This window comes from Streptomyces muensis, assembly GCF_021474425.1.
Taxonomy (GTDB): domain Bacteria; phylum Actinomycetota; class Actinomycetes; order Streptomycetales; family Streptomycetaceae; genus Streptomyces; species Streptomyces muensis.
In genome coordinates this window covers 1-23,040 of sequence record NZ_JAKEIP010000037.1, presented here as the reverse complement: position 1 = coordinate 23,040, position 23,040 = coordinate 1, and the positions used below count along the sequence as shown (strand labels likewise).

Below are 23,040 nucleotides of genomic sequence, written 5' to 3'. Positions count from 1 at the left end.
CTTACCTCTGCTTGATCCGCAGGAAGGTGACGGAGTTCGCCGGGAAGGTGTACGTGAACTTGTCGGTGACGCCCCGGAAGGTGGAGCTCACCGGGGTGACCGGCGTGTCCGTCTCGGTGTTCACCGCGTCCTGGTCGGCGGCCAGCGTGGTGACGCGGGCGGTGGAGGCGACCTTGGCGCCGCCGAGGTCGATGGCCGTGCGGGCCTCGGCGGACTGGGCGTTGACGACCTTGACGATCAGGTCACCGGTCCTCGCGTCCTTGGTGACGACCTGCCGGAACGGCTCGGCCGGCTTGTCGTCGGTGAAGCTGCCCCACTCCTTGCCGTCGAGGAGCAGGGTGACCTGGCGGCCGCGCACCTTGATGTCGATGTCGTAGGCGCGGCCCGTCTCGATCGACCCGGGTTTGGTCATCAGGGTGCCCTTGCCGCCGTCGACGGCCTGCTCGATCGCGGACTGGGTGTTGTTCCAGCCGCCCAGGTTCCACCAGTAGTAGTTGCCGGTGTCCTTGACGCCGAAGGCGACGAGGAAGCCCTCCTTGCCGGACTTCTTGGTGGCCTTCACATGCAGGTCGTAGTCCTTCCAGGCCGGGTCGCCCGCCGTGACCATGGTGTTCTCGGCGGCGGCGTCGGTCTGGACGTACTGGCCGTCCTGGATGCTCCAGCTGCCGGCGCCGCTGTGCGTCCACTTCGAGGCGTCACCGGAGAAGTCGTCGCTGAGCAGCGTCGAGCCGTCCGCCGAGGTGACCTTGACGTCGTCGTACGCGGCGCTGGTCGCCCAGGTGGACAGGCCGACGGCGCCGCTGATGGGGCCGCTGACGTTCGGCGTGGTGGTGGCCCTGGACGGGACGACGCGGTCGCCGACGTTGTTCATGAACAGCTTCTGGACCTCGTAGTTTGCCGAGTTCCAGGAGGCCCGGTTGTTGAACCAGATCATGTCCGGCCGCCACTGGACGTAGTCCTCGTTGGCGAGCAGCGGGGCATACGAGGCGAGCTTGACGACGTCCGCGTTGCGCTCCAGGCCGGTCATGAAGGCGGCTTCGGAGAGGCCGTTCTTCCAGGCGTTGCCCTGGGAGGCGTACTCGCCGAGGAAGACCTTGGGGCCGTTCCTGTCGTAGGAGTCGTAGCGGTCGTTGTTCTGCAGGAACCAGTTCGGGCTGTTGTAGTAGTGCTCGTCGACCATGTCGACCTTGCCCTCGCGGTTGAGCTGCCACGCGGTGTCGAAGGTCGTGCCGGCGTCGTCCGGGCCGGAGTTGGAGATGACGGTGATGTCCGGGTACTTGGCCTTGATGGCGGCCCGGAACTGCTCGAAGCGGGCGAAGAACTCCTTGGGGAGGTTCTCCTCGTTGCCGACCCCGATGTGGGTCAGGTGGAAGGGCTTCGGGTGGCCCATCTGGGCGCGGACCTTGCCCCACTTGGAGGTCGCCGGGCCGTTGGCGAACTCGATGAGATCCAGGGTGTCCTGGATATGCCGCTTGAGCAGCGCCTCGTTGTCGGTGGCCTTGTTCTGGCCGCAGCCGGTGACCAGGGCGGGGACGACGGGCAGCGGCATGGCGCCGATGTCCTCGGAGAAGCGGAAGTACTCGTAGTAGCCGAGACCGTAACTCTGGTTGTAGCCCCAGAAGTTGGCGTTGGTGGCGCGCTGTTCGACCGGGCCTATGGTGTCCTTCCACTGGTAGCTGCGCTTGCGCTGCCAGTTCGAGGCCTCGCTGTAGTCCTCCATCGAGCCGGTGTTGACCAGGCAGCCGCCGGGGAAGCGCACGAAGCCCGGCTTCAGGGCGGCGATCTTCTCGGCGAGGTCCTTGCGCAGGCCGTTCGGCTGGTTCTTGTAGGTGTCGCGCGGGAAGAGCGACACCTCGTCGAGTGCGGCCGCGGCGGTCGAGGCCACGGCGAGCCGGCCGCGGTTGCTGGTGCGGGTCGCGGTGAAGGTGGCCTTGTACTTGGCCCAGCCGCCCTTCACGGCGACCTGCCGGGCGGTGGCCAGCGTGCCCGCGGCGTCCTTCAGGGAGACGGTGAGCGTGCTGCCGCTCTCGGCGCGGGCCCACACCGAGAAGTCGTACCTCTTGCCCTGCTCGACCCGGATGCCGGTGTTGTAACCGGCGTTCGTGACGGACGAACCGGCGCCCAGCGAGAGGTAGTTGCGGTTGCGCGCGTTGAGCCGGCCGGTGTCGTTGACGACCTGGGCCGTGCCGCCGACGGTCCACGAGGTCAGGGGCGTGTACGAGCCGTTGTCGGCGGTGGAGTACTCGAAGGACCGGTTCTGCACGAGCTCGGCGTACAGTCCGCCGTCCGCGGCCCGGTTGATGTCCTCGAAGAAGACGCCGTACATCGTGTCGTCGATCGCCGCGCCTTGGGCGCTCGGGTCGACGGTGATCGCGTAGTCGGTGACGTCCTCGGCGTGGGCGGGCGACGGGATGAGACCGGCTGCCACCAGGAAGGCGGTGGTCGCTAGGCCGAATCTCCAGCGGCTGGGATTGCGTGGCATGGATACTCCGCGGCTCGATGTTCGAAATATCAAACGCTGATCAGCACTTCGAACGGCAAGATAGGGAGGGTGATCCGGAGCGTCAACGGGTCGCGCGGTACCGAAAGTGTCGGAAGCGAGGAGCGGATGAGCGAGTTCTGGCCAGTACCGGAGGTGCTGACGTATCTGACCGGAGACTGGCGGGTCGAGCGGTCCGTGCGGGATCTGACGACGGGGGAGGCAGGCGACTTCTCCGGTACGACGGTTTTCGGCCGACTCGACGACGGCGGCCTCCTGCACCACGAGTCCGGCACTTTCGTCTGGCGTGACGTCCCGCGCCCCGCCGAACGCACCCTGCGTTTCCTCCCGGGCGGTTCACCGGGAACGGCGGACGTCCGCTTCGCCGACGGCCGCTTCTTCCACGACCTGGACCTGACGACCGGCCGGCACATCACCGACCACCCGTGCTCGGCCGACCTCTACCGGGGCGAGTTCACCGTCCGGGACGAGAACCACTGGCGGACGGTGTGGCGGGTTCGGGGCCCGGCGAAGGACCTCGTCCTCACCACGGACTACGCCCGCGAGGGCTGAGTCGGCGCCCCGTCGAAGCGGAGGTTCCAGCGGCCGGCGTGGCCGGTCACGGTGGTGGTCGACAGGGGGCGTACGTCGATGTTCCAGTAGGTGGCGGGCGGCGCCTTCAGGGCGTAGACCAGGGCGGCCCGGATCACGGACGGTTCGGCCACGGCGACGATCCGGCCGCCGTCGTCCACGGGACGGGTGTCGAGCCAGCCGCCGACCCGGCCGATGAACGCGAGCAGGGACTCCCCGCCGTGCGGCGTGCCGCGCGGATCGGCGAGCCAGGCGTCCACGGCGTCCGGCTCCCGGGCCATCGCCTCGCCCAGGGTGAGCCCGCGCCAGCGGCCCATGTCACAGTCGCGCAGGGCGAGTTGGACCAGCGGTGCGTAGCCGAGGGCGTCGCCGGTGGCGCGGCTGCGCGGGGTCGGCGAGCAGTAGCGCAGCTCGGCCGCCGCCAGCGGCAGCAGGTCGCGTGCGACGCGCTGCACCTCGTCCCAGCCGGCCTGGTCCAGCGGCCGGTCGTCCTCGAAGCGCTCGGCGAGCAGCGGGGAGCTGCGCGCGGCGGCGACGAACGTGACCCGAAGCGACATGCGGCGATGGTGTGTCGCGGAAGTGCGCAGGTCAAGAGGGTCTGTGCGGGCGTCACGGAGGGTGGACGAAGCCTTACTGCGGAGTCAGGACCAGGCGGACAAGTCACTGGAAAACGGCTGTTGGACATTCAAGTACGCAACTAGAAGTAGAGCGCCATCCATTGGTCGGGGTTCTCCAGCGCCGCGAACCCGAGCTTCTCGTAGACCCCGTGCGCGTCGTGCGTCGCGAGCAGCATCCGCCGCAGCCCGTACGGCCGCAGATGCTCGCGTACCCCCTCGACGAGCGCCGTCCCGATGCCCTTGCCGCGCACCGACGGGTCGACGTACACGTCACACAGCCACGCGAAGGTCGCCCGGTCGGTGACGACCCGGGCATACGCCACCTGCTCTCCCGAAACCGTGTCGTACACGCCGAAGTTCAGCGAGCCCTCGATCGCCCGGTCCTGCTTCTCCCGCGCCCGCCCGAGCGCCCAGTACGCGTCGGTGGACAGCCACCGGTGCACACGCTCGGCGTCGATGCGCCGGAGGTCGGTGGAGATCTCGTAGCCGTCGGCGAGGGGCGGGGTGTCGGTCATGCCGTGAGGCTCGCAGGGCGGGGGCGGGGGCGTCGAGCGGTTTTCGCCGGGCGCCTGCAACGCCCCAAGGGACGCGGGGCTGCGTCGATATGCGGCTCCGCCGCGCGAGCGCGACCAGCCACGACGGCGCCGCAGACAAACGACGGCCCATCGCGGCCCTCCCAGCGAAGCGTCAGCGCACCTCGTCCCACGCGGCCCGCAGTCGCCGTACCCCCTCCGCGATCTCCCCGATCCCGGCCACCGCGGCGAAGCTCAACCGCAGATGCCCCGCTGAAGGCTCCGCGCTGAAGTACGGGCGGCCGGGTGTGATGGCGACACCTGTGCGCAGGGCCGCCGAGGTCAGGGCGGGCTCGTCGGTGCCGTCGGGGAGGCGGAGCCAGAGGTGGTAGCCGCCGGACGGGATGTGCGGGAGGGAGAGTTCGGGCAGGTGCAGCCGCAGGCCCGCGGTCATGGCGTCGCGGCGGGCCCTGAGTTCGGCGGACAGGGTGCGCAGATGGCGGGGCCAGGCGGGCGAGCCGACGAGTTCCAGGGCCGCCTCCTGCAGCGGGCGGGACACGAAGAAGGTGTCGACGACCTGGATGGCGCGCAGCCGTTCCAGCACCGGTCCGCGCGCGGTGAGGGCACCGACCCGGAAGCTGGGCGAGGTCGCCTTGGTGAGGGAGGAGACATGGACGACGACACCGTCGGGGTCGTCGGCGGCGAGCGTGCGCGGCAGCGGGCCCGCGTCCTCGTGCACCAGGCGCCGTACGAAGTCGTCCTCCACGACGAAGGCACCGGCCTCCCGCGCGATGCGCAGCACCTCCGGGCGGCGCTCGGGGGCGAGGACCGCGCCGGTCGGGTTCTGGAAGAGCGGCTGGCAGACGAAGACACGGGCGCCGGTGGCGCGGAACGCGTCGGCGAGCAGGGCCGGCCTCACTCCGTCCGGGTCCACCGGTACGGGCACCGGGCGCAGTCCGGCCGCGCGGGCGATGGCCAGCATGCCCGGGTAGGTGGGCGATTCGACCAGGACCGGCGCGCCGGGCGGGGCGAGTGCGCGCAGCGCGGTGGTCAGCGCGGACTGGCCGCCGGCCGCGATCAGCACCTCGGCGGCGGTGACGGTGCCGCCGATCTGGCGGGCGAACCACTCGCGCAGCTCGGGCAGTCCGTCCAGCGGCGGCCTCCCCCAGGCGCCGGGTCGGCGGCCGGCCCGGGACAGCGCCGCTGACATGGCCTTCTCGGGCTGGAGGGAGGGGTGGGGGTAGCCGCCGCTGAACTCGATCACTCCGGGCGGCGGCGTGGCGAGACAGACGGTGACGCCGGAGGCGTCCACGGTGCGGGGTACGACGTCGGCGGCGCCGTCGGCGCTGAGCGCGACCTCCTGCCAGGAGGTGTCGCCCGCCGCCGCGAGCGGGGTGCGCGGCACGGCACGGAAGGCGCCGGCGCCGGGCCGGGTCACCACCAGCCCTTCGGCGGTGAGCTGCGCGAGGGCACGCGAGACGGTCACCGGGCTCACCCGGAACCGCTCGACGAGCGACCGGCTCGACGGGAGCTTTCCGCCGGGAGAGTAGCGGTCAAGTTCCCTTCGGAGCTGTTCCGCCAGGTCAGCCACACTGCTACGCTCTTGCATGAGAACACAGAGTAGCGCTATCGCACCGATCGGGATTGCGGTCAGCGATCGGCCCGGCACATCGGTCGGCACCCTGCAGGCCGCCCTCGGTGTCGCGGCCTTCTCCCTCACCTTCCCCGCCACCGCCTGGGGCCTGGAGGGCTTCGGCCCCTGGTCCCTGGTCGCCGTGCGCAGCGTGCTGGCCGCGCTGATCGCGGGCGGCTGTCTGCTGGCGCTGCGGGTGCCGCTTCCCGGTCGCCGGCACTGGGCGGGCCTCGCGGTGGTCGGCGCCGGAGTGGTCCTCGGCTTCCCGCTGCTGACCACGCTGGCGCTCCAGACGTCCACCACCGCGCACGCGGCGGTCGTGGTCGGCCTGCTCCCGCTGACCACCGCCCTGTTCTCGGCCCTGCGTGTCGGCACCCGCCCGTCGCGCACCTTCTGGATCGCGGCCCTCGTCGGCGCCGCGGCGGTCGTCGCCTTCACCGTGCAGCAGAGCGGCGGCACCCTGACCACGGCCGACCTGTATCTCTTCGGGGCGCTGCTGATCTGCGCGGCCGGCTACACCGAGGGCGGCCGGCTGGCCCGGGTCATGCCGGGCTGGCAGGTGGTCGGCTGGGCACTGATGCTGTGTCTGCCGCTGAGCGTGCCGGCCGCCGCGGTGGCGCTGTCGTACGAGCCCGTCCAGCTGACCTGGCACGGTGTCACCGGACTGCTGTGGGTCGCGGCGGGCTCGCAGTTCCTCGGGCTGGTCGTCTGGTACCGGGGCATGGCGGCGATCGGCATCCCGAAGGCCAGCCAGTTGCAGTTGGCCCAGCCCCTGCTCACACTGGTGTGGTCGGTGCTGCTGCTGGGCGAGCACCTGACAGTGGCCGCCCCGCTGACGGCCGCGGCGGTGCTGGTGTGCATCGCCGTGACCCAGCGGGCGCGTGGCTGAGCGGGCCCCGGCCGACCCACTTCCAACCACCGCTCCACGCCGTAGACTCAAGGCCACGGACCGCTGCTCCCGCACCTGGTGAGGAGGACCGACAGATGCGTGCAACCGTGGGCGACCAGCTTGTCCAGCACGGCAGGGTGGTCGGGCAACACGACAAGGTCGGCGAGATCGTCGAAGTCCTGGGCCAGGAGGGCAACCCTCCGTACCGCGTCCGCTTCGAGGACGGGCACGAGGGCCTGTGCTCCCCCGGCCCCGACACCGAGATCCGTCACAGGGACACGATCAAGTAGCTCGGCGAACAGGTCAGCGCGGGGGAATCGCCGGCTGCGTGTAGTGGTCGGCGACGACCCGTGCCATGGCCCCGATCCGGTCGGTGGCCAGGTCCTTCGCTGCGAAGTACATGTGCCCGCAGACCTCCGCGTGCTCCTTGGCCAGCGTGAGATGCCGGGACAGCTCGGCCGGTTCCTGCCAGGCGGCGGGCTGCGCCGGGTCACCCGCCTTGTACAGCGCCTCACCGACGTACAGCTTCGTCCTGCTGCCCCGGGCCACCTCCGACCACCAGGGCACGAGCTTGGCGTAGTCGGCGGCGGCGAAGCCGATGTTCCAGTACAGCTGCGGGCAGATGTAGTCGATCCAGCCCTCACGGACCCACTTGCGGGTGTCGGCGTACAGGTCGTCGTACGTCTGCACCCCGCCCCGGGTGTCGGAGCCGAGCGGGTCGGTGCCGGCGTTGCGCCACACCCCGAACGGGCTGATGCCGAACTCCGTGGTGGGCCGGATCTCCCTGATGCCGGCCGCCGTCTCACGGACCAGCTTGTCGATGTTGTCCCGCCGCCAGTCGGCCCGCACCGAGAAGCCGCTGCCGTGGCGGTCGTAGGCCTCGTCGTCGTCGAAGGTCTGGCCGGCCACCGGGTACGGGTAGAAGTAGTCGTCGAAGTGGACGGCGTCGATCTCGTACTTCTCGACGGCGTCGAGCATCGCCTTCCGCACGAACTCGCGGACCTCGGGCAGCCCGGGGTTGTAGTAGAGCTTGCCGCCGTACGTCACCACCCAGTCCTCGTGCTCGCGTGCGGGGTGGGAGGCGGCCAGCTTGGTGAGGTCGGTGTGGTTGGCGACGCGGTACGGGTTGAACCAGGCGTGCAGTTGCAGATCGCGGGCGTGGGCCTCCTCGACGGCCGTGCCGAGCGGGTCCCAGCCGGGGTCCTCGCCCTGGGTGCCGGTGAGGACCTGCGACCACGGCTCGTACGGCGAGGGCCACAGGGCGTCGGCCGTGGGCCGTACCTGGAAGACCACGGTGTTCAGGCGGGCCTCCGCCGCCGCGTCGAGGTGGGCGATCAGCTCGGCGCGCTGCTCGTCCGCGGTCAGGCCCTGCTTGGAGGGCCAGTCCCGGTTCGCCACGGTCGCGATCCACACGCCGCGCATCTCCCGCGTCGCCCGTCGCCGGTGGTGGTGGTCCTTGCCGCCCGCCATGGCGGAGCCTGCGGCCATCGCGCCGCCTGACGCCACGAGTGCCGACAGGGCGGTCACCGTGAACGCCCGTCGTGACAGCCGGGACTTCCGGTGCAGCATCTTCTTCGTACCTCCGTGTGCCGTGGTCAATGGCCCACCCCATGACAGATCAGCGCGTTCCGGACCTGTCCCGGCGACAGCCTTTCATGAGGCACCCGAACGATCGATCAAGCTTCGCCGAAGGTAACGTGCAGGTTTGGAGCAGGCGCCGAACAACGGCGGACCTGCCGCAGTCGTGGATCAGCGAAGGGGACGATGTGACCGGCATCTCCGGAGATATTGCACGCGTAGGCGTGGTGGGCTGCGGCCAGATGGGAGCGGGCATCGCCGAGGTGTGCGCCCGCGCCGGGCTGGACGTGAAGGTCGCCGAGACCACCGGCGAGGCCCTGGAGATCGGCCGCACCCGGCTGTTCACCTCCCTGGCCAAGGCCGCCGAGCGCGGCAAGATCGGCGAGGAGGAGCGCGACTCCACGCAGGCCCGGCTGTCCTTCACCACGGACCTCGGCGAGTTCGCCGACCGTGACCTGGTGATCGAGGCCGTCGTCGAGAACGAGCAGGTGAAGACGGAGATCTTCCAGGTCCTCGACCAGGTCGTGACCCGGCCCGACGCGATCCTCGCCTCCAACACCTCCTCGATCCCGCTGGTGAAGCTCGCGGTCGCCACCTCGCGCCCGGACCAGGTCATCGGTGTCCACTTCTTCAACCCGGCCCCGGTGCAGAAGCTCGTCGAGCTGATCCCGGCGCTCACCACCTCCGAGGGCACGATCGCCCGCGCCCAGACGTTCGCCGAGAAGCTGCTCGGCAAGCACGCGATCCGCGCCCAGGACCGCTCCGGCTTCGTGGTGAACGCGCTGCTGATCCCCTACCTCCTCTCCGCGATCCGGATGTTCGAGTCGGGCATCGCCAGCCGCGAGGACATCGACAACGGCATGGAGCTCGGCTGCGCCCACCCGATGGGCCCGCTGAAGCTGTCCGACCTGATCGGCCTGGACACCGTCGCCTCGGTGGCGCAGAGCATGTACGACGAGTTCAAGGAGCCGCTGTACGCCGCTCCCCCGCTCCTGCAGCGCATGGTCGACGCCGGCCGGCTGGGCCGCAAGACCGGCTCCGGCTTCTACACCTATGGCTGATCACATCCACGGCTGACCACATCGACGGCTGATTACAGACGGTCAGATTCCGGCCAACCGCACGGGCCCGGCACCGCGAAGGTGCCGGGCCCGCGGCATTCACACACCGTGTGCGCGCCGGGCCCGCATATGCCCGTCGCACACTCTCCCCACGCGCCCACCAGCCGAGTTCACTTTCCCTGCGCATGCAAGGGATGTGAGACCACTACGGAAAGGAGCGGACTCGTGACCGTCGATCCCGAGCATCCGGTCGTCACTGGAGAACTCGCAGAGTTACGACGCCGCCTGGACGTCGCCTACGCCCGCGTGGAGGGCGGGCTGGCTCTGCTCACGCACCGCACCGAGGAGACCGCCAAGGAACTCGACGAGCTGAACACCCGGATCAACACACTGGAACACGCGCGCTGGCCGCTGCCCGCGGTCGCCGCCCTCACCGCCGTGGGTGCTCTCGTCGTGGCGATCTGGCAGGCAGTGGGGCATTAGCCGAGCCTGAGATGGTGCAGCAGCAGTAACGCCGCCGCCATGTTGGCGGCCGGGACCTCCCCACGGGCGACCATGTCGGGGACGAGCTTGAGCGGAACCCATTCCCGGCGGTCCGACTCGAAGTCGTCCACGGGATGTCCGACGTACTCGCCCTCGTCGGCCCAGTAGATGTGGTGCCGGGCGTCGGTGAGCCCGTTGGAGGGCTCCACGCTCATGAGGTGGTGCAGGGGTCCCGGCCGCCAGCCGGTCTCCTCCTCCAGCTCCCTGGCCGCCGCGACGGCGATGTCCTCGCCGTCCTCCACGACGCCCGCCGCGAGTTCCCACCCCCAGCTGTCGGTGATGAAACGGTGGCGCCACAGGAGGAGGACCTCATTGGCCTCGTTGACCACCGTGGCCACGGCGACCGGCCGCAGCCGTATGAGGAAGTGGTCCAGGTGCCGGCCGTCCGGCAGCTCCACGTCTGCCAGGTTGACGGTGAACCAGCGGTTTTCATACACAGTTTGTTCGTTCTGTTTCGTCCACTGCACGGTTCTGCCACCTTCCGTCGAGTAAGTGGCAATATCGCAGCAGGGACTATGAGGTGTCGGCGTTCCAGCGCGGGTCTACAGCGGGACGCGCAGTGCTCCGTCGATGAGTTCGGCGGCCTCGGCCGTACCGGCGCAGCCGCTGCGCACCAGGTGTTCGCGCACCGCCCGGAGTCTGTCGCGCAGCCGCTGGGACTCCATTCCCCGCGCCTGCTCGGCCATCTGCACCGCGATGGCCACCGCCTTGTCCGCGTTGCCCTGACGGAGTTCGATCGTGCTGAGCATGGCCAGCCGGTGCACCCGGCCCCGGTCGTGCGCGGGGTTGTCGACGGCCGCCGTGGCGTGCTCGCCCGCGGCCACCAGCTCCCCGAGGCTGAGCAGCGCCTCCGCCACCTGGACGTTGACCAGCCCCGGCTGGACATAGCCGGTCTCGTCGGGTTCGTATCCGCGCCGGATGCGTTCGGCGGCCTGCTCGGCACGACGGATGCAGGACAGGGCGCTCGTGCCGTCGCCGAGGTGGGCGTACGCCTTCGCCTGCATCGCGTACAGGTCGGAGGCGAGGGCCGGGGTGATGTGCTTGCCGGCGGCCCGCAGCGCGGCCTCGGCGAAGGCGACGGCCTGCCGGAACTCCCGCATGAACAACGCCTGGTTGACCAGCAGCGCGATCACATACGCGCCGAGCCCCCGGTCCCCGCTGGCCTTCGCGAGCCGCAACGCCTGATGGAAGTAGCGTTGCGCCAGTCCGTGCGCGTCGGAGTCATAGGCGCAGATGCCCGCAATCGCCACCAACCCACCTGTCGCCCGGTGGAGTTGACGACCGGTGGCGTCGGTGTAGCTGCCGCGCAGCAGCGGAGCGGCCTCGGAGTTGAGGAAGCCGACGATCCGGGTGCGGGTCGCTATGCCGCCCGCCTTGCGGTACATCTGCTCGTAGTGGGTACGGGCGGCGCGCAGCATCTCCAGATCGGCGGGAGTGACCCGGTGCCGGCCGCCGCGCGAGACGTCGACGTCCTCGGGCGGGTTCTCCCACTCCCACACGGGCATGACGGCGGGCGTGCCGGTGACCGCGGGCGCGCCCAGGATGTGCGGCCGCTGCTGCTCGTCGGAGCGCCACAGGGCGGTGGCCCGCTCGACGAAGCCGTTCAGCGAGGTGGTGTGCGCCGCGGACTGCTCACCGGGCACGCCGAGACCGATGTCGTCGAGCGTGACGGTACGGTGCAGCCGGCCGGCCAGCACCTCGCAGATCAGGTCGGGCACTTGGCCGCGTGGCCGCTGCCCCTTCAACCACCGTGCGACGGCGGTGTGTTCGTATCTGAGCGCGAGGCCGCGGGCCCGCCCCGCCTGGTTCACGTGTGCGGCCAGCCCCGCGTGCGAGATCCCGGCCTCGTCCAGGATCGCGTCGAGCAGAGTGTTGGGCTGCATGTATGCCCCCCGGGTGGCTCGGTGCCGTCAGAGTAGTGCGAACCGCTTCACACGGGGTGTGAACGGAGTGCTCGAATCCGCAGCGTGCGCGCGCTGTCGCGGAGAGTTTCCAACCGGTTGACTGAAATGCCTCGCAAGAGGCCGGCCGGGCCGCCGGCTCCCCCTCGAACAGTGCGGCGGCCCGCATCCGCGCCGTCCGCCCAGCTGCCTGCCCGACACTCCGTGGCTGGGCGGATGGCGTCTGATCGCCGTTGTGTCAGAGGTGGTTGGACGGCTGCGGGTTCGTTGTGGCTGGTCGCGCCCCGGCGGCGGAGCCGCCTATGTCACAGCCCCGCGCCCCTAAGGGTGTGCACTGCACCGGAGTTCGGTCGTTCCGTAGGACCAGTAGTGCTATGTCGTCTGCCTGCCTTCCACCTGTGTGGCGAATGAGGGCTGTGAAAAGGGTGCGCAGGATCGTCTGTGGGGTGATGGGATGAAGGCGTACGGCGTCGATGAGAGCGGCTTGCAGGGGAAAGAACCGGCCTCGCACGTCCCTCGCGTCCTCGATTCCGTCCGTGTACAGAACCAGGGAATCGCCGGCCCGTAGGCGGCCGCAGGGCAGCGGGGTCAGCTCCGTCGGGAGGGGGAAGAGGCCGAGGGGTGGGAGAGGCTCTGCTCCGGTGAGACTTTCGACGCCTCGATCGCTCACTACGTACGGCCAGGGATGGCCGCAGTTGAGTGCAATGATCTCGCCGTCGCGGCCAAACTCAAGCAGCAGTACCGTGACGAACTCCTCCTCGTCGCACGCCCGCTCGCTCAGATACCTGGCCAGAGCCCGATCCAGTCTGCGCAGCACCCCGTCCAGACCGGGTTCGTCATGGACGGCCTCGCGGAAGCTGCCGAGGACGGCGGCGACCGTGCCGAGGGCGGCGATGCCATGGCCGCGTACGTCGCCCATCACCGCCCGTACGCCGTGCTCGGTGGCGATGACCTCGTACAGGTCGCCGCCGACACAGGCACTGCGATCCGCCGAGAGCTGGGCGGCCGCGACGTTCAGCCCGTCCACGCGCGAGGGCAACGGCCGCAGCAACGCACTCTGCGCGGCCCCGGCGACCTTGCGCACTTGCCGGAGTTCACGCAGCAGAGCCTGCCGGACGTGCACGATCAGCCCCGTGCCGACGGCGAAGAACACGGCACTGGTGACGACCCGTGCCCCGAGGCTGTCCTCCTGCGCCAGCGGACAGGCCAGCTTGTACGAGATCGCCATCGCGCCCCATGCGGTGGGCAGCCCCCACGCGAGCGCCTTGCGGGGAACCCGACCCTTGATGCGGAACATGCCGATGGCCCCCCAATAGGCCCTGACAACGCAGAACGGACCGACCCCGAAAGGCCGGTCCGATTCTGTCGGGGGATGACCCGGAAGTACCAGATCACCCAGAGAAGTCACCCTATTGAGTGAGGTGACTACAACACGCTTCTTTTAGGGGCGCGGGGAACTGCGCGACCAGCCACGACGAACCCGCAGCCGGTGAACCGCCCAGTCCCCCACGGCGACTAGCCCCTCAGGACAGCCCCCGTACGCTCCCCGGCAAGGGCAACCGCAGCGTCCCTGGCCGCCGAAGCCTCATCCACCGTCAACGTCCGGTCCCCCGCGCGGAAGCGCAACGCATACGCGAGCGACTTCTTCCCATCACCGAGCTGGTCGTCATTGACGTACACGTCGAACAGCCGGATCCCCTCGAGAAGTTCACCCGCCCCCGCACGCAACGCCGCCTCGACCTCCGCGGCCGGCACCGGCTTGTCGACCACGAGGGCGACATCCTGCGTGGCGACCGGGAACGTCGAGATGCTCGGCGCCTGCGGCACACCGTCCCCGACCCGCTCCAGGGCGTCCAGGTCCAGCTCCATCGCACAGGTACGCGCAGGCAGCCCCAGCGCCTTGAGCACCCGCGGGTGCAGCTCACCGGCGTGCCCGACGACCCGCTCGGCACCGTCGACGGTGATCGCCAGCTCGGCGCACCGCCCGGGGTGCCACGGCCCGTACTGCCCGGCCCGCACGATCAGCTCGGCCCCGGCCTCCCGCGCGACGCCACGCGCCGCCTCGACCGCGTCGGCCCAGTCGGCCGGACGGCCCTTGCCCCACCAGCCGGTCCGCTCCAGCGCGCCGGCGAGCACGACGGCGACGTGGCGCGGCTGCTCGGGCAGCACGGCGTCGAGGGCGGCGATCTCCTCGTCGGTCGGACGGCGGTCGACGGGCAGGTGCCCGGCGACGCGCTGCTCCTCGCGCGGCTGGAAGACCAGACCGGTCTCGAACAGCGCCAGGTCGTGCGAGCCCCGCCCGTCGTTGCGGCGCAGCGCGCCGAGCAGACCGGGCAGCAGCGACGTACGGAGCGCGGGCTCCTCGTCGTTGAGCGGGTTGACCAGCTTGACGACACGGCGGGCCGGGTCGTCGGCGGCCAGGCCGAGCTGGTCGAAGACCTGCTCGCTGACGAAGGGGTAGTTCGGAGCCTCGACATAGCCGGCGCCGGCCAGCGCGCGGCCGACCCTGCGGTGCAGCCGCTGGCGGTGGGTCAGGCCCCGGCCGGACGGCGGCTTGGGCAGCGTGGAGGGCAGGTTCTCGTAGCCCTCGAGGCGGATGACCTCTTCGGCCAGGTCGTTCGGCTCCAGCAGGTCGGGCCGCCAGGACGGCACGGTGACGATCAGCTCGTCCTGCCCGTACACGTCGCAGCCGATCTGCTGCAGTCGCCGTACGACGGTCTCGCGGCCGTACTCGACGCCGGCGACCTTGTCGGGGTGGTCGGCCGGGACGGTGATGGTGTGCGGCGCGGACGGTGTGACGACCTCGGTGACACCGGCATCGGCGGTGCCGCCCGCGAGCAGCACCAGCAGGTCGACCGTGCGCTGGGCGGCGGCCGCGGCGGCGGCCGGGTCGACGCCTCGCTCGAAGCGGCGGGACGCCTCCGAGGACAGCTTGTGGCGGCGGGCCGTGCGCGCGATGGCGACCTGGTCGAAGTGCGCGGCCTCGATGACGATCTCGGTCGAGGCGTTCTCGACGTCCTCGTGATCCGCGATCTCCGTGTTGGCGCCGCCCATCACGCCCGCGAGGCCGATGGGGCCGCGCTCGTCGGTGATGACCAGGTCCTCGGCGTGCAGCTTCCGCTCGACGCCGTCGAGGGTGACGATCTTCTCGCCCTCCTCGGCGCGCCGGACACCGATCGTGCCCTGGACAAGCCCCCGGTCGTACGCGTGCAGCGGCTGGCCGAGCTCCATCATCACGTAGTTGGTGACGTCGACGGCGAGCGAGATCGGGCGCATGCCGACCTTCTGCAGGCGCCGCTGGAGCCAGATCGGGGAGCGGGCCTCGGGGCTGAGGCCGGTCACCGTGCGGGCGGTGAAGCGGTCGCAGCCCATCGGGTCCGAGACCTGCACCGGGTAGCCGAAGGCGTTCGGCCCCGGCACGTCGAGCAGCGCGGGGTCGCGCAGCGGCAGGCCGTAGGCGATGGCGGTCTCGCGGGCGACGCCGCGGATGGACAGACAGTCGCCGCGGTTGGCGGTGACGGCGATGTCCAGGACCTCGTCGACCAGCTCGAGCAGCTCGATGGCGTCCTTGCCGACCTCGGTCTCCGGGGGCAGCACGATGATGCCGTGCGTGCCGTCGTCGCCCATGCCCAGCTCGGAGCTGGAGCAGATCATGCCGTGGGAGGTGCGGCCGTAGGTCTTGCGGGCGCTGATCGCGAATCCGCCGGGCAGCACGGCACCGGGGAGGACGATCACGACCTTGTCGCCGACGGCGAAGTTCCGGGCGCCGCAGATGAGCTCCTGGGGCTCGCCGGTGCCGTTGGCCTGGCCGACGTCGACGGTGCAGAAGCGGATCGGCTTCTTGAACTCCGTCAGCTCCTCGATGGTCAGCACCTGGCCGACGACGAGCGGGCCCTTGAGGCCGTCGCCGAGCTGCTCGACGGTCTCGACCTCGAGACCTGCGGAAATGAGCTTGGCCTGGACGTCACGGCCGGTTTCGGTGGCCGGCAGGTCGACGTACTCCCGCAGCCAAGAAAGCGGGACCCGCATCAGATCTCCATCCCGAACGGCCGGGTGAACCGGACGTCACCCTCGACCATGTCTCGCATGTCCTCGACGTTGTGGCGGAACATCAGCATCCGCTCGATGCCGAACCCGAAGGCGAAGCCGCTGTACTTCTCCGGGTCGACGCCGCAGGCGGTGAGCACCCGCGGGTTGACCATGCCGCAGCCGCCGAGCTCGATCCAGCCCTCGCTGGAGCAGGTACGGCAGGGCCGGTCGGGGTTGCCGACGGATTCGCCGCGGCAGACGTAGCACACCATGTCCATCTCGGCGGACGGCTCGGTGAACGGGAAGAAGTTCGGCCGCAGCCGGGTCTTCATGCCCTCGCCGAACAGCGACTGGACCATGTGGTCCAGGGTGCCCTTGAGGTCGGCCATGGTCAGGCCCTCGTCGACCGCGAGCAGCTCGACCTGGTGGAAGACCGGGGTGTGCGTGGCGTCCAGCTCGTCGGTGCGGTACACGCGGCCGGGACAGATCACGTAGACCGGCAGCTCACGGTCGAGCAGCGAGCGGATCTGCACGGGCGAGGTGTGGGTGCGCAGCACGACACCCGATTCCGAGCCGCCGTCGGGGCCCTGTACGAAGAAGGTGTCGGCCTCGCCGCGGGCCGGGTGGTCCGGGCCGATGTTGAGGGCGTCGAAGTTGAACCACTCGGCCTCGACCTGCGGGCCCTCGGCGACCTCGTAGCCCATGGCCACGAAGATGTCCTCGATGCGCTCGGACAGGGTGGTGAGCGGGTGGCGGGCGCCGGCCGGTACGCGGTCGTACGGCAGTGTGACGTCCACGGCCTCCTCGACCAGTACCCGCTGGTCGCGCTCGGCCTCCAGCTCGGCCTGGCGGGCGGCGAGGCCCTTGTTCACGGCGCCGCGGGCCTGGCCGACGCGCTTGCCGGCCTCGGCCTTGGCGTGCGGGGGCAGCGCGCCGATCTCCCGGTTGGCGAGCGCCAGCGGGGACGTGCCGCCGGTGTGGGCGACCTTGGCCTCCTGGAGCGCGTCGAGGGAGTCCGCGGCGGCGAAGGCGGCGAGCGCCTCGTCCCGCATGCGCTCGATCTCTTCCGGTTTCAACGCCTCGACCTCGACAGGGTCGTACGACTTATTCGGTGCCGACATCTCTTCCCGTGCTTCCGATTGGCTGGCGGATGGTCCCCGTACCGACTCGTGGACTGATCGTCACGGATTTTGGGACACAAAGGTGCCAAAGGCCGAGTCTAACGGGGTTGAGGAACGCGAATGCGCCCGTGGTGCCCTACGCCATGAAGGCGGGTGCCGCCACGGGCAACGTAAATCGGAACTGCGCGCCGCCGCCGGGGGCGCGGCCGACCTCCACGGCGCCGCCGTGTGCCTCGACGATGCCCTTGACGATGTAGAGCCCGAGGCCCGTGCCGCCGCGCTTGCTGCCCCGCCAGAAGCGGGTGAAGACGCGGTTCATGGACTCCTCCGGGATGCCGGGCCCCTCGTCGCTCACTGTGATCGACGTGCCGGTGTCCTCGTCCTCGCGCGGGGACGCCGTGGCCGTGATGTCAATGGTGACCGTTCCGTCGCCGTGCCGCACGGCATTTTCGATGAGGTTGCTGAGCACCTGGTCGATCTTGTCGGGGTCGGCCCACAGATCGGGCAGCGGCTGCTCGATCCGCAGCAGGAACCGGTCGGCGGGCTGCCCGGCGGCGACGTACGCCTGGATGTGCCGCCCGACGGCCGCGCCGATGTCGACGGGCTGGCGTCGCACCTCAAGGCGCCCGCTGTCGATCCGCGAGATGTCGAGCAGCTCGGCGATGAGCCGGGTGACCCGGTCGGCGTCGGCGTCGACGGTCTCCAGCATCAGCCGCTTCTGGTCGTCGGTGAACCGTGCCCACTTGGCCAGCAGCGTCGCCGTGAAGCCCTTGACGGAGGTGAGCGGCGAGCGCAGCTCGTGGGCGACGGTGGCGATCAGCTCGGCGTGCGAGCGTTCGGTACGGCGGCGGGCCTCGGTGTCGCGCAGCGAGACGACGACACGACGGACGGGCCCGGTCGGCTCGGTACGGACGTACCGCACGGAGACGAGGACCTCACGTCCGCCGGGGAGCAGCAGGTTCCGCTCGGGCTGCCTGCGCCTGATCGCCAGCCCGCCGTACGGGTCGGTCAGCTGCCACCAGCGCCGCCCCTCCAGGTCCTCTAACGGCAGGGCCTTCTCCAGTCGCTGCCCGAGGGCGTCGGCGGCACGGACGGCGGTGATGCGCTCGGCGGCGGCGTTGAAGCAGACGACGTGCCCCTGCTCGTCGGCGACGACGAGGCCGTCGGGCAGGTCGTCGGGATCGATTCCGAGCTCGGCGAGGTCACCGGGCCGGGACGCGGACGGCCGCCGCACCTGACGTGCCCCCGGCGCGCCGCTCGTGCCGACACTCATCCCCGTACCCCACCTCTCACGACGGCTTTGGGGCCCCCGAGCTGGTCACCCTACTAGCTCTCGGTGACGGTGCGGCACCCTCCGGGGGCGCGCTGTGCACGGGCCGACGCATAGAGACATACGGCGGCGGCGGTGGCGAGGTTCAGACTCTCGGCCTTCCCGTGGATCGGGACGCGCACGACGGCGTCGGCCAGCGCGCGGGTCTCCTCCGGAAGCCCCCAGGCCTCGTTCCCGAACACCCAGGCGGTCGGTCCGCCCATGCTGCCCTTGTCGAGCTCGTCGTCGAGATCGTCGGTCCCGGCACCGTCGGCGGCGAGAATCCGCACACCGGCGTCCTTCAGCCCGGCCACGGCCCGCTCGACGGGCACGCCCACGGCGACGGGGAGGTGGAACAGGGAGCCCACGGAGGCCCGTACGGCCTTGGGGTTGTACAGGTCCACGGAGGCGTCGGTGAGGACGACGGCCTCGGCCCCGGCGGCATCGGCGCACCGCAGCACGGTCCCGGCGTTCCCCGGGTCCCGCACATGCGCGAGTACGGCCACGAGCTTCGGCCGGGCGGCGAGGATCTCCTCGAACGGGGTGTCGATGAACCGGCAGACGCCGACGAGCCCCTGCGGGGTGACGGTGGTGGAGATGTCGGCGATGACCTGCTCGGCGGCGAGGTGCACGCGGGCGCCGGCGGTACGGGCCTCGCCGATGATGTCGGCGTACCGCTCCGCGGCGTCCAGCGTGGCGAACAGCTCCACCAGGGTGTCCGAGTGCCCGGCCGCCTCCCGCACCGCCTGCGGTCCCTCGGCCAGGAACAGCCGCTCCTTGCCCCGGAAGTTCCGCTTGCCGAGCCGCCGGGCGGCGGAGACACGGGGGGAACGGGGGGAGATCAGCTCGGGGCTGGCGGGGGCCATGGGGTTCACCTTGGAGTTCTGAGGTTCACGGACACAGCAGGACCCGCAGACCTCCTCGGCCTGCGGGTCCCTTCAGTCACGTCGGCTCGAGCCGAGCGCAGCGGTCAGGCCGCCTTGGGGGCGTTGACGTCGCTCGGCAGCGCCTTCTGGGCGACCTCGACCAGCGCCGCGAAGGCGCCCGCGTCGTTGACGGCCAGCTCGGCCAGGATCTTGCGGTCGACCTCGACGTTCGCGGCCTTCAGACCCTGGATGAAGCGGTTGTAGGTGATGCCGTTGGCGCGGGCAGCGGCATTGATGCGCTGGATCCACAGCTGGCGGAAGTCACCCTTGCGCTTCTTGCGGTCGTTGTAGTTGTAGACCAGCGAGTGGGTGACCTGCTCCTTGGCCTTGCGGTACAGGCGCGAACGCTGACCGCGGTAGCCGGAGGCCTGCTCGAGGATCGCCCGGCGCTTCTTGTGGGCGTTCACTGCCCGCTTGACGCGTGCCACTTTTTAACTCCTTGTAGCGGGGCCGCGGTTGGACTCACACGGCCCGGAAACGATTGGGTCCCGGTCCAGACGTACGGCGCGGATCGATCGGACGATCAAGCGCCGGGTACGTCACTTGCCGAGAAGCTTCTTGATCTTCTTGGCGTCGCCCGGGGCCATCTCGGCGTTGCCGGTGAGGCGGCGCGTCAAGGTCGACGGCTTGTGCTCGAGGTAGTGGCGCTTGCCGGCGCGCTCACGGAGCACCTTGCCGGAGCCGGTGATCTTGAAGCGCTTGCTGGCACCGCTGTGCGACTTGTTCTTCGGCATAGCGCCGTTCTCTCCTCGTCGGTGGCGTTCCGGTGCCCGGTCGTGAAACCGGGCACGGTGGAACGTCGTTCTTTGTATCGATTACGTCCTGGGGACTCGCGTCCCCCGGGATCACGCCTCGGCGGAAGCCTCGGCAGGTGCCTCGGTCTCCACGGCGTTCTCGGAGTCCGCGGCGTTCTGCGACTTGCCGGGGTTGGCCTTCGCTTCTGCCTTGCGGGCTTCCTGCGCCTGGCGGGCCTCGGCCATCGCCTCGGTCTTCTTCTTGTGCGGACCGAGAACCATGATCATGTTCCGGCCGTCCTGCTTCGGGTTCGACTCCACGAAACCGAGGTCCTGGACGTCCTCCGCGAGACGCTGCAGCAGTCGGTAGCCCAGCTCGGGCCGGGACTGCTCGCGACCACGGAACATGATCGTGATCTTGACCTTGTCGCCCTGCTTGAGGAACCGGACGACGTGACCCTTCTTGGTGTCATAGTCGTGCGGGTCGATCTTCGGCCGGAGCTTCATCTCCTTGATGACCGTGTGCGCCTGGTTCTTGCGCGCCTCACGGGCCTTCATGGCCGACTCGTACTTGAACTTCCCGTAGTCCATGAGCTTGCACACGGGCGGACGGGCGTTCGCCGCGACCTCGACCAGGTCCAGGTCGTACTCCTGCGCAAGCTCCAGTGCCTTGGCCAGCGGGACGATGCCCACCTGCTCGCCACTGGGACCGACAAGTCGCACCTCGGGAACGCGAATCCGGTCGTTGATGCGGGGCTCGGCGCTGATGGATCCTCCTCGGTTAGCACCACACGGCGGTCTGGCGGACAGCCGCGTATGTCTCTTTTCCGTAGACCTAACCGCGCCGAAGCACAAAAAATGCCCCGGACGATCACAGGCGGGGCTCCAAACACTGCCGGAGCACCGCCGCGATGATCGCGGGGCGCGATTTCGGGCGACTCCATCGTCCGTACGGAACGATGGTGGCCGCCTGACCGGGTGACCCGCCGTCCCGGGGGACGGTCAGGTGGGAAGTCGGAGCCTCCACTTGTTGGCTGGGCAGTAGCTGTCCAGCCGGTCGTTACACAAGGTTAGCAGCTAGCCGGGGGTGGTGCTAATCGGCTTACACCTGGGCCTATCGTGTGGGACATGAGTGACACCCCTGCTGAGTCTTCCGAGGCTCCCGACTTCGACGAGATGACCCGCGACATCGCCGAGGTCCCCGCCGTCGAGGTGATCGTGACGGTCGCCGTCAACCTGATGAGCGCCGCCGCCGTGAAGCTCGGTCTGACCGAGGAGGGCGACAAGCACAAGGACCTGGACGAGGCCCGCAAGCTGGTACACGCCCTGGCCGGTCTGCTGGACGCGAGCACGACCGAGATCAGCTCGTTCCACGCGGCGCCGCTGCGCGACGGACTGAAGTCGCTGCAGCTGGCCTTCCGCGAGGCGTCGATCGTCCCGGACGAGCCGGGTCAGGGACCGGGCGAGAAGTACACCGGCCCGATCTACGGCTAGTTCATCCGCTGCTTCATCCGCGTACGTAAAGGGGCTCGCCCGGAGGCGTCGTCCCGGCCGGCAGCAGTGCCAGGTCGAGACCGCGCACCAGGCGGGCCCTCAGTGTTTCGTCGGCGGCGAGCCGCTCGGCGACCGAGCGGGCGGCCCGGGCGGGTACGGCGGACTCGTCCAGTACGAGGGCGAGCGTGCCGTCGGCCTGTCCGGGCCCGAGGTGGGCGCTGAGCACGGCGGCCTCGGCAGCCACCGCGGCCCGTACCGCTTCCCGTACGGCCGGGTCGGCCAGCGGGTCGGTCATGGTCCGCCCCTCGGCCAGCGCGAGCAGCGCACGCCCGGTCAGCTCGTACGGCACCGGCCCTGCCAGGTCCAGCACGACCGTGTCCGCCTTCTCGTGCGCCGCGGCCTGGAGGGCCTGCGCCAGGGGTACGGCGACGGGGCGGGCCGCCGGGTCCCAGCGGGCGAGCGACTCGGTGGACGTGAAGGCGGGCAGGGCGACACGGCCGCCGGCCTTCAGGGTCGGTACGGCCATGTCGCTGGTCTTCTCGCGGCGCAGTCCGTTCTCGTCCTCCTCGACCTCGCCGAGCACGGCCACCACCGGGACGAGCAGCCGGGCCTCCTTGAGGGCCTCCAGGACCGGGCCCTCGGCGGTGCGGTCCTCGGCCCAGGCGGCGAGCGCGGCGCTCAGCCGGGGGGAGGCGGAGCCGTCGTCGTCGGAGAAGGGAGAGTCGGGAATGTTCTTGTTCGCCACGGTCACCGACCCTATCGGGGGGATGCTGCTGCGCTTGTGCGGGCCCGGAAACCGGGCTGTGACGCGATTCACCGGAATCTCAGATTTCCCTGACACATATCTAACGTCCGTCTAACGGCCCGCACAGTCGCCGCCCCGACGATCGCGGCATGGAGTTCTCCGGAGCCCGCCGCGGTCGCCGCGCTCGTCCGGCCAAGAGCCGCTCACTGGTGTACGTCGCCCTCGCCACGGTCGCCGTCGTGGGCGCCACGGCCGCCGGGACCGTGTACGTCCAGGCGCGGGCGCACTCCGGGTCGGGCGCCGTATCGTCGGCGGCGGTGACGCCGTCGGCGAGCGAGGAGGTTTCGGTGGAGTCCGTGGCGCGGCCGACGGTGGACCACGACGAGTTGCTGACGACGGCCATGAAGGCGGTGGACGTCCCCGAGGGCGTCGAGGTGTCGGTGGCGGTGCTGGACCTGGCGTCCGGCGCGAGTGCCTCGTACGGGGACCGTGCCTTCGACACGGCGAGCATCGTCAAGGTCGACATCCTGGCGGCGCTGCTGCTGCAGGCGCAGGACGCGGGGCGGCGGCTGACGGCGACCGAGAAGTCGTACGCGACCGCGATGATCGAGCGCAGCGACAACGCCTCCGCGTCGGAGCTGTGGCGGGCGATCGGGCAGGCGGAGGGGCTGGACGCCGCGAACGAGCGCCTCGGGCTCACGCGGACCGAGGGCGGTGACGGGATGCTGTGGGGGCTGACGCAGACCACCGCCGAGGATCAACTCCGGCTGTTGCGGCAGGTGTTCGGGACGGACTCGGAGCTCAGCGAGGACTCGCGGACGTATCTGGGCGGGCTGATGGGGCGGATCGCGGCGGGTCAGCGGTGGGGGGTGTCGGCG

Annotated in this window: 22 protein-coding genes and 1 pseudogene; 7 read left to right on the top strand and 16 right to left on the bottom strand. The window is 70.4% G+C overall.

What is annotated here, in order from left to right:
* Position 1 precedes the first annotated feature (1 nt).
* Positions 2 to 2,482: an alpha-L-arabinofuranosidase family protein gene (locus L0P92_RS12765; protein WP_234762687.1), complete on the bottom strand. Its 2,481-nt coding sequence runs from the start codon at positions 2,480 to 2,482 to the stop codon at positions 2 to 4.
* A 126-nt stretch (positions 2,483 to 2,608) separates the two neighbouring features.
* Here L0P92_RS12765 and L0P92_RS12760 point away from each other — a divergent pair, with 126 nt between their 5' ends.
* Positions 2,609 to 3,052: a DUF6314 family protein gene (locus L0P92_RS12760; protein WP_234762686.1), complete on the top strand. Its 444-nt coding sequence runs from the start codon at positions 2,609 to 2,611 to the stop codon at positions 3,050 to 3,052.
* On the opposite strand, the gene L0P92_RS12755 is transcribed toward L0P92_RS12760, so the two are convergent.
* The 3 genes from L0P92_RS12755 to L0P92_RS12745 all read right to left on the bottom strand — a co-directional run bounded on the left by L0P92_RS12755 (position 3,034) and on the right by L0P92_RS12745 (position 5,808).
* A complete protein-coding gene (locus tag L0P92_RS12755) occupies positions 3,034 to 3,627 on the bottom strand; it encodes a histidine phosphatase family protein (protein ID WP_234762685.1) in 594 nt (197 codons plus the stop codon). The genes L0P92_RS12760 and L0P92_RS12755 overlap by 19 nt on opposite strands.
* Before the next feature lie 140 nt (positions 3,628 to 3,767).
* The gene (locus L0P92_RS12750; RefSeq protein WP_234762684.1) at positions 3,768 to 4,202 is read right to left on the bottom strand and encodes a GNAT family N-acetyltransferase; all 435 of its coding nucleotides are present in this window, start codon (positions 4,200 to 4,202) and stop codon (positions 3,768 to 3,770) included.
* Positions 4,203 to 4,374: 172 nt separating this feature from the next.
* Positions 4,375 to 5,808: an aminotransferase-like domain-containing protein gene (locus L0P92_RS12745; protein WP_234762683.1), complete on the bottom strand. Its 1,434-nt coding sequence runs from the start codon at positions 5,806 to 5,808 to the stop codon at positions 4,375 to 4,377.
* Between L0P92_RS12745 and L0P92_RS12740 the strand changes: the two genes are divergently transcribed.
* Together L0P92_RS12740 and L0P92_RS12735 are read left to right on the top strand one after the other, a co-directional pair.
* Positions 5,807 to 6,721, top strand: coding sequence for a DMT family transporter (locus L0P92_RS12740; RefSeq protein WP_234762682.1), 915 nt, complete (start codon positions 5,807 to 5,809; stop codon positions 6,719 to 6,721). The two genes, L0P92_RS12745 and L0P92_RS12740, sit on opposite strands and share 2 nt — an antisense overlap.
* 95 nt (positions 6,722 to 6,816) lie before the next feature.
* Complete coding sequence (locus L0P92_RS12735) at positions 6,817 to 7,011, top strand: DUF1918 domain-containing protein (RefSeq protein ID WP_234762681.1); 195 nt, start codon at positions 6,817 to 6,819, stop codon at positions 7,009 to 7,011.
* Positions 7,012 to 7,024: 13 nt separating this feature from the next.
* Here L0P92_RS12735 and L0P92_RS12730 read toward each other — a convergent pair whose 3' ends face one another.
* Positions 7,025 to 8,290 (bottom strand): glycoside hydrolase family 10-like protein, encoded by a 1,266-nt coding sequence (locus L0P92_RS12730; RefSeq protein ID WP_234762680.1) that lies wholly within the window; start codon positions 8,288 to 8,290, stop codon positions 7,025 to 7,027.
* Between the two features lie 197 nt (positions 8,291 to 8,487).
* Here L0P92_RS12730 and L0P92_RS12725 point away from each other — a divergent pair, with 197 nt between their 5' ends.
* Both L0P92_RS12725 and L0P92_RS12720 read left to right on the top strand, forming a co-directional pair.
* On the top strand, positions 8,488 to 9,360 hold the full coding sequence (locus L0P92_RS12725) for a 3-hydroxybutyryl-CoA dehydrogenase (RefSeq protein WP_308289714.1): 873 nt from the start codon (positions 8,488 to 8,490) through the stop codon (positions 9,358 to 9,360).
* 225 nt (positions 9,361 to 9,585) lie between these two features.
* Positions 9,586 to 9,843: a hypothetical protein gene (locus tag L0P92_RS12720; RefSeq protein WP_234762679.1), complete on the top strand. Its 258-nt coding sequence runs from the start codon at positions 9,586 to 9,588 to the stop codon at positions 9,841 to 9,843.
* On the opposite strand, the gene L0P92_RS12715 is transcribed toward L0P92_RS12720, so the two are convergent.
* The 10 genes and pseudogenes from L0P92_RS12715 to infC form a co-directional block, all read right to left on the bottom strand.
* Positions 9,840 to 10,370, bottom strand: coding sequence for an NUDIX hydrolase (locus L0P92_RS12715; RefSeq protein ID WP_234762678.1), 531 nt, complete (start codon positions 10,368 to 10,370; stop codon positions 9,840 to 9,842). The genes L0P92_RS12720 and L0P92_RS12715 overlap by 4 nt on opposite strands.
* A gap of 75 nt (positions 10,371 to 10,445) precedes the next feature.
* Positions 10,446 to 11,786, bottom strand: coding sequence for an NsdA family TPR-like regulatory protein (locus L0P92_RS12710; RefSeq protein ID WP_234762677.1), 1,341 nt, complete (start codon positions 11,784 to 11,786; stop codon positions 10,446 to 10,448).
* 256 nt (positions 11,787 to 12,042) lie between these two features.
* Positions 12,043 to 13,101 carry a PP2C family protein-serine/threonine phosphatase gene (locus L0P92_RS12705; RefSeq protein WP_234762676.1) on the bottom strand — a complete coding sequence of 353 codons (1,059 nt, stop codon included), beginning with the start codon at positions 13,099 to 13,101 and terminating at the stop codon, positions 12,043 to 12,045.
* Between the two features lie 218 nt (positions 13,102 to 13,319).
* Positions 13,320 to 15,833: a phenylalanine--tRNA ligase subunit beta gene (pheT, locus tag L0P92_RS12700; protein ID WP_234762675.1), complete on the bottom strand. Its 2,514-nt coding sequence runs from the start codon at positions 15,831 to 15,833 to the stop codon at positions 13,320 to 13,322.
* Positions 15,833 to 16,954, bottom strand: a complete 1,122-nt coding sequence (gene pheS, locus L0P92_RS12695) for a phenylalanine--tRNA ligase subunit alpha (protein WP_234762674.1) — start codon at positions 16,952 to 16,954, stop codon at positions 15,833 to 15,835. Before pheS ends, pheT begins: the two co-directional genes overlap by 1 nt.
* A 136-nt stretch (positions 16,955 to 17,090) precedes the next feature.
* Complete coding sequence (locus tag L0P92_RS12690) at positions 17,091 to 18,227, bottom strand: sensor histidine kinase (protein WP_234762673.1); 1,137 nt, start codon at positions 18,225 to 18,227, stop codon at positions 17,091 to 17,093.
* A gap of 53 nt (positions 18,228 to 18,280) precedes the next feature.
* The gene (locus L0P92_RS12685) at positions 18,281 to 19,129 is read right to left on the bottom strand and encodes a TrmH family RNA methyltransferase (RefSeq protein WP_234762672.1); all 849 of its coding nucleotides are present in this window, start codon (positions 19,127 to 19,129) and stop codon (positions 18,281 to 18,283) included.
* A gap of 104 nt (positions 19,130 to 19,233) precedes the next feature.
* Positions 19,234 to 19,617 (bottom strand): 50S ribosomal protein L20, encoded by a 384-nt coding sequence (gene rplT / locus L0P92_RS12680; RefSeq protein WP_004002577.1) that lies wholly within the window; start codon positions 19,615 to 19,617, stop codon positions 19,234 to 19,236.
* 111 nt (positions 19,618 to 19,728) lie between these two features.
* Complete coding sequence (gene rpmI, locus L0P92_RS12675) at positions 19,729 to 19,923, bottom strand: 50S ribosomal protein L35 (RefSeq protein WP_234762671.1); 195 nt, start codon at positions 19,921 to 19,923, stop codon at positions 19,729 to 19,731.
* A 111-nt stretch (positions 19,924 to 20,034) separates the two neighbouring features.
* Positions 20,035 to 20,716: pseudogene (infC, locus tag L0P92_RS12670) on the bottom strand (translation initiation factor IF-3).
* A gap of 335 nt (positions 20,717 to 21,051) precedes the next feature.
* Here infC and L0P92_RS12665 point away from each other — a divergent pair.
* Positions 21,052 to 21,417 carry a DUF1844 domain-containing protein gene (locus L0P92_RS12665; protein WP_234762670.1) on the top strand — a complete coding sequence of 122 codons (366 nt, stop codon included), beginning with the start codon at positions 21,052 to 21,054 and terminating at the stop codon, positions 21,415 to 21,417.
* A 13-nt stretch (positions 21,418 to 21,430) separates the two neighbouring features.
* Here the strand turns inward: L0P92_RS12665 and L0P92_RS12660 are convergent, their stop codons facing one another.
* Positions 21,431 to 22,162 carry an SseB family protein gene (locus tag L0P92_RS12660; protein ID WP_234762669.1) on the bottom strand — a complete coding sequence of 244 codons (732 nt, stop codon included), beginning with the start codon at positions 22,160 to 22,162 and terminating at the stop codon, positions 21,431 to 21,433.
* Positions 22,163 to 22,311: 149 nt separating this feature from the next.
* On the opposite strand from L0P92_RS12660, the gene L0P92_RS12655 reads away from it, so the two are divergent.
* A partial coding sequence (locus tag L0P92_RS12655) for a serine hydrolase (RefSeq protein ID WP_234762668.1) occupies positions 22,312 to 23,040 on the top strand: 729 nt, incomplete at its 3' end.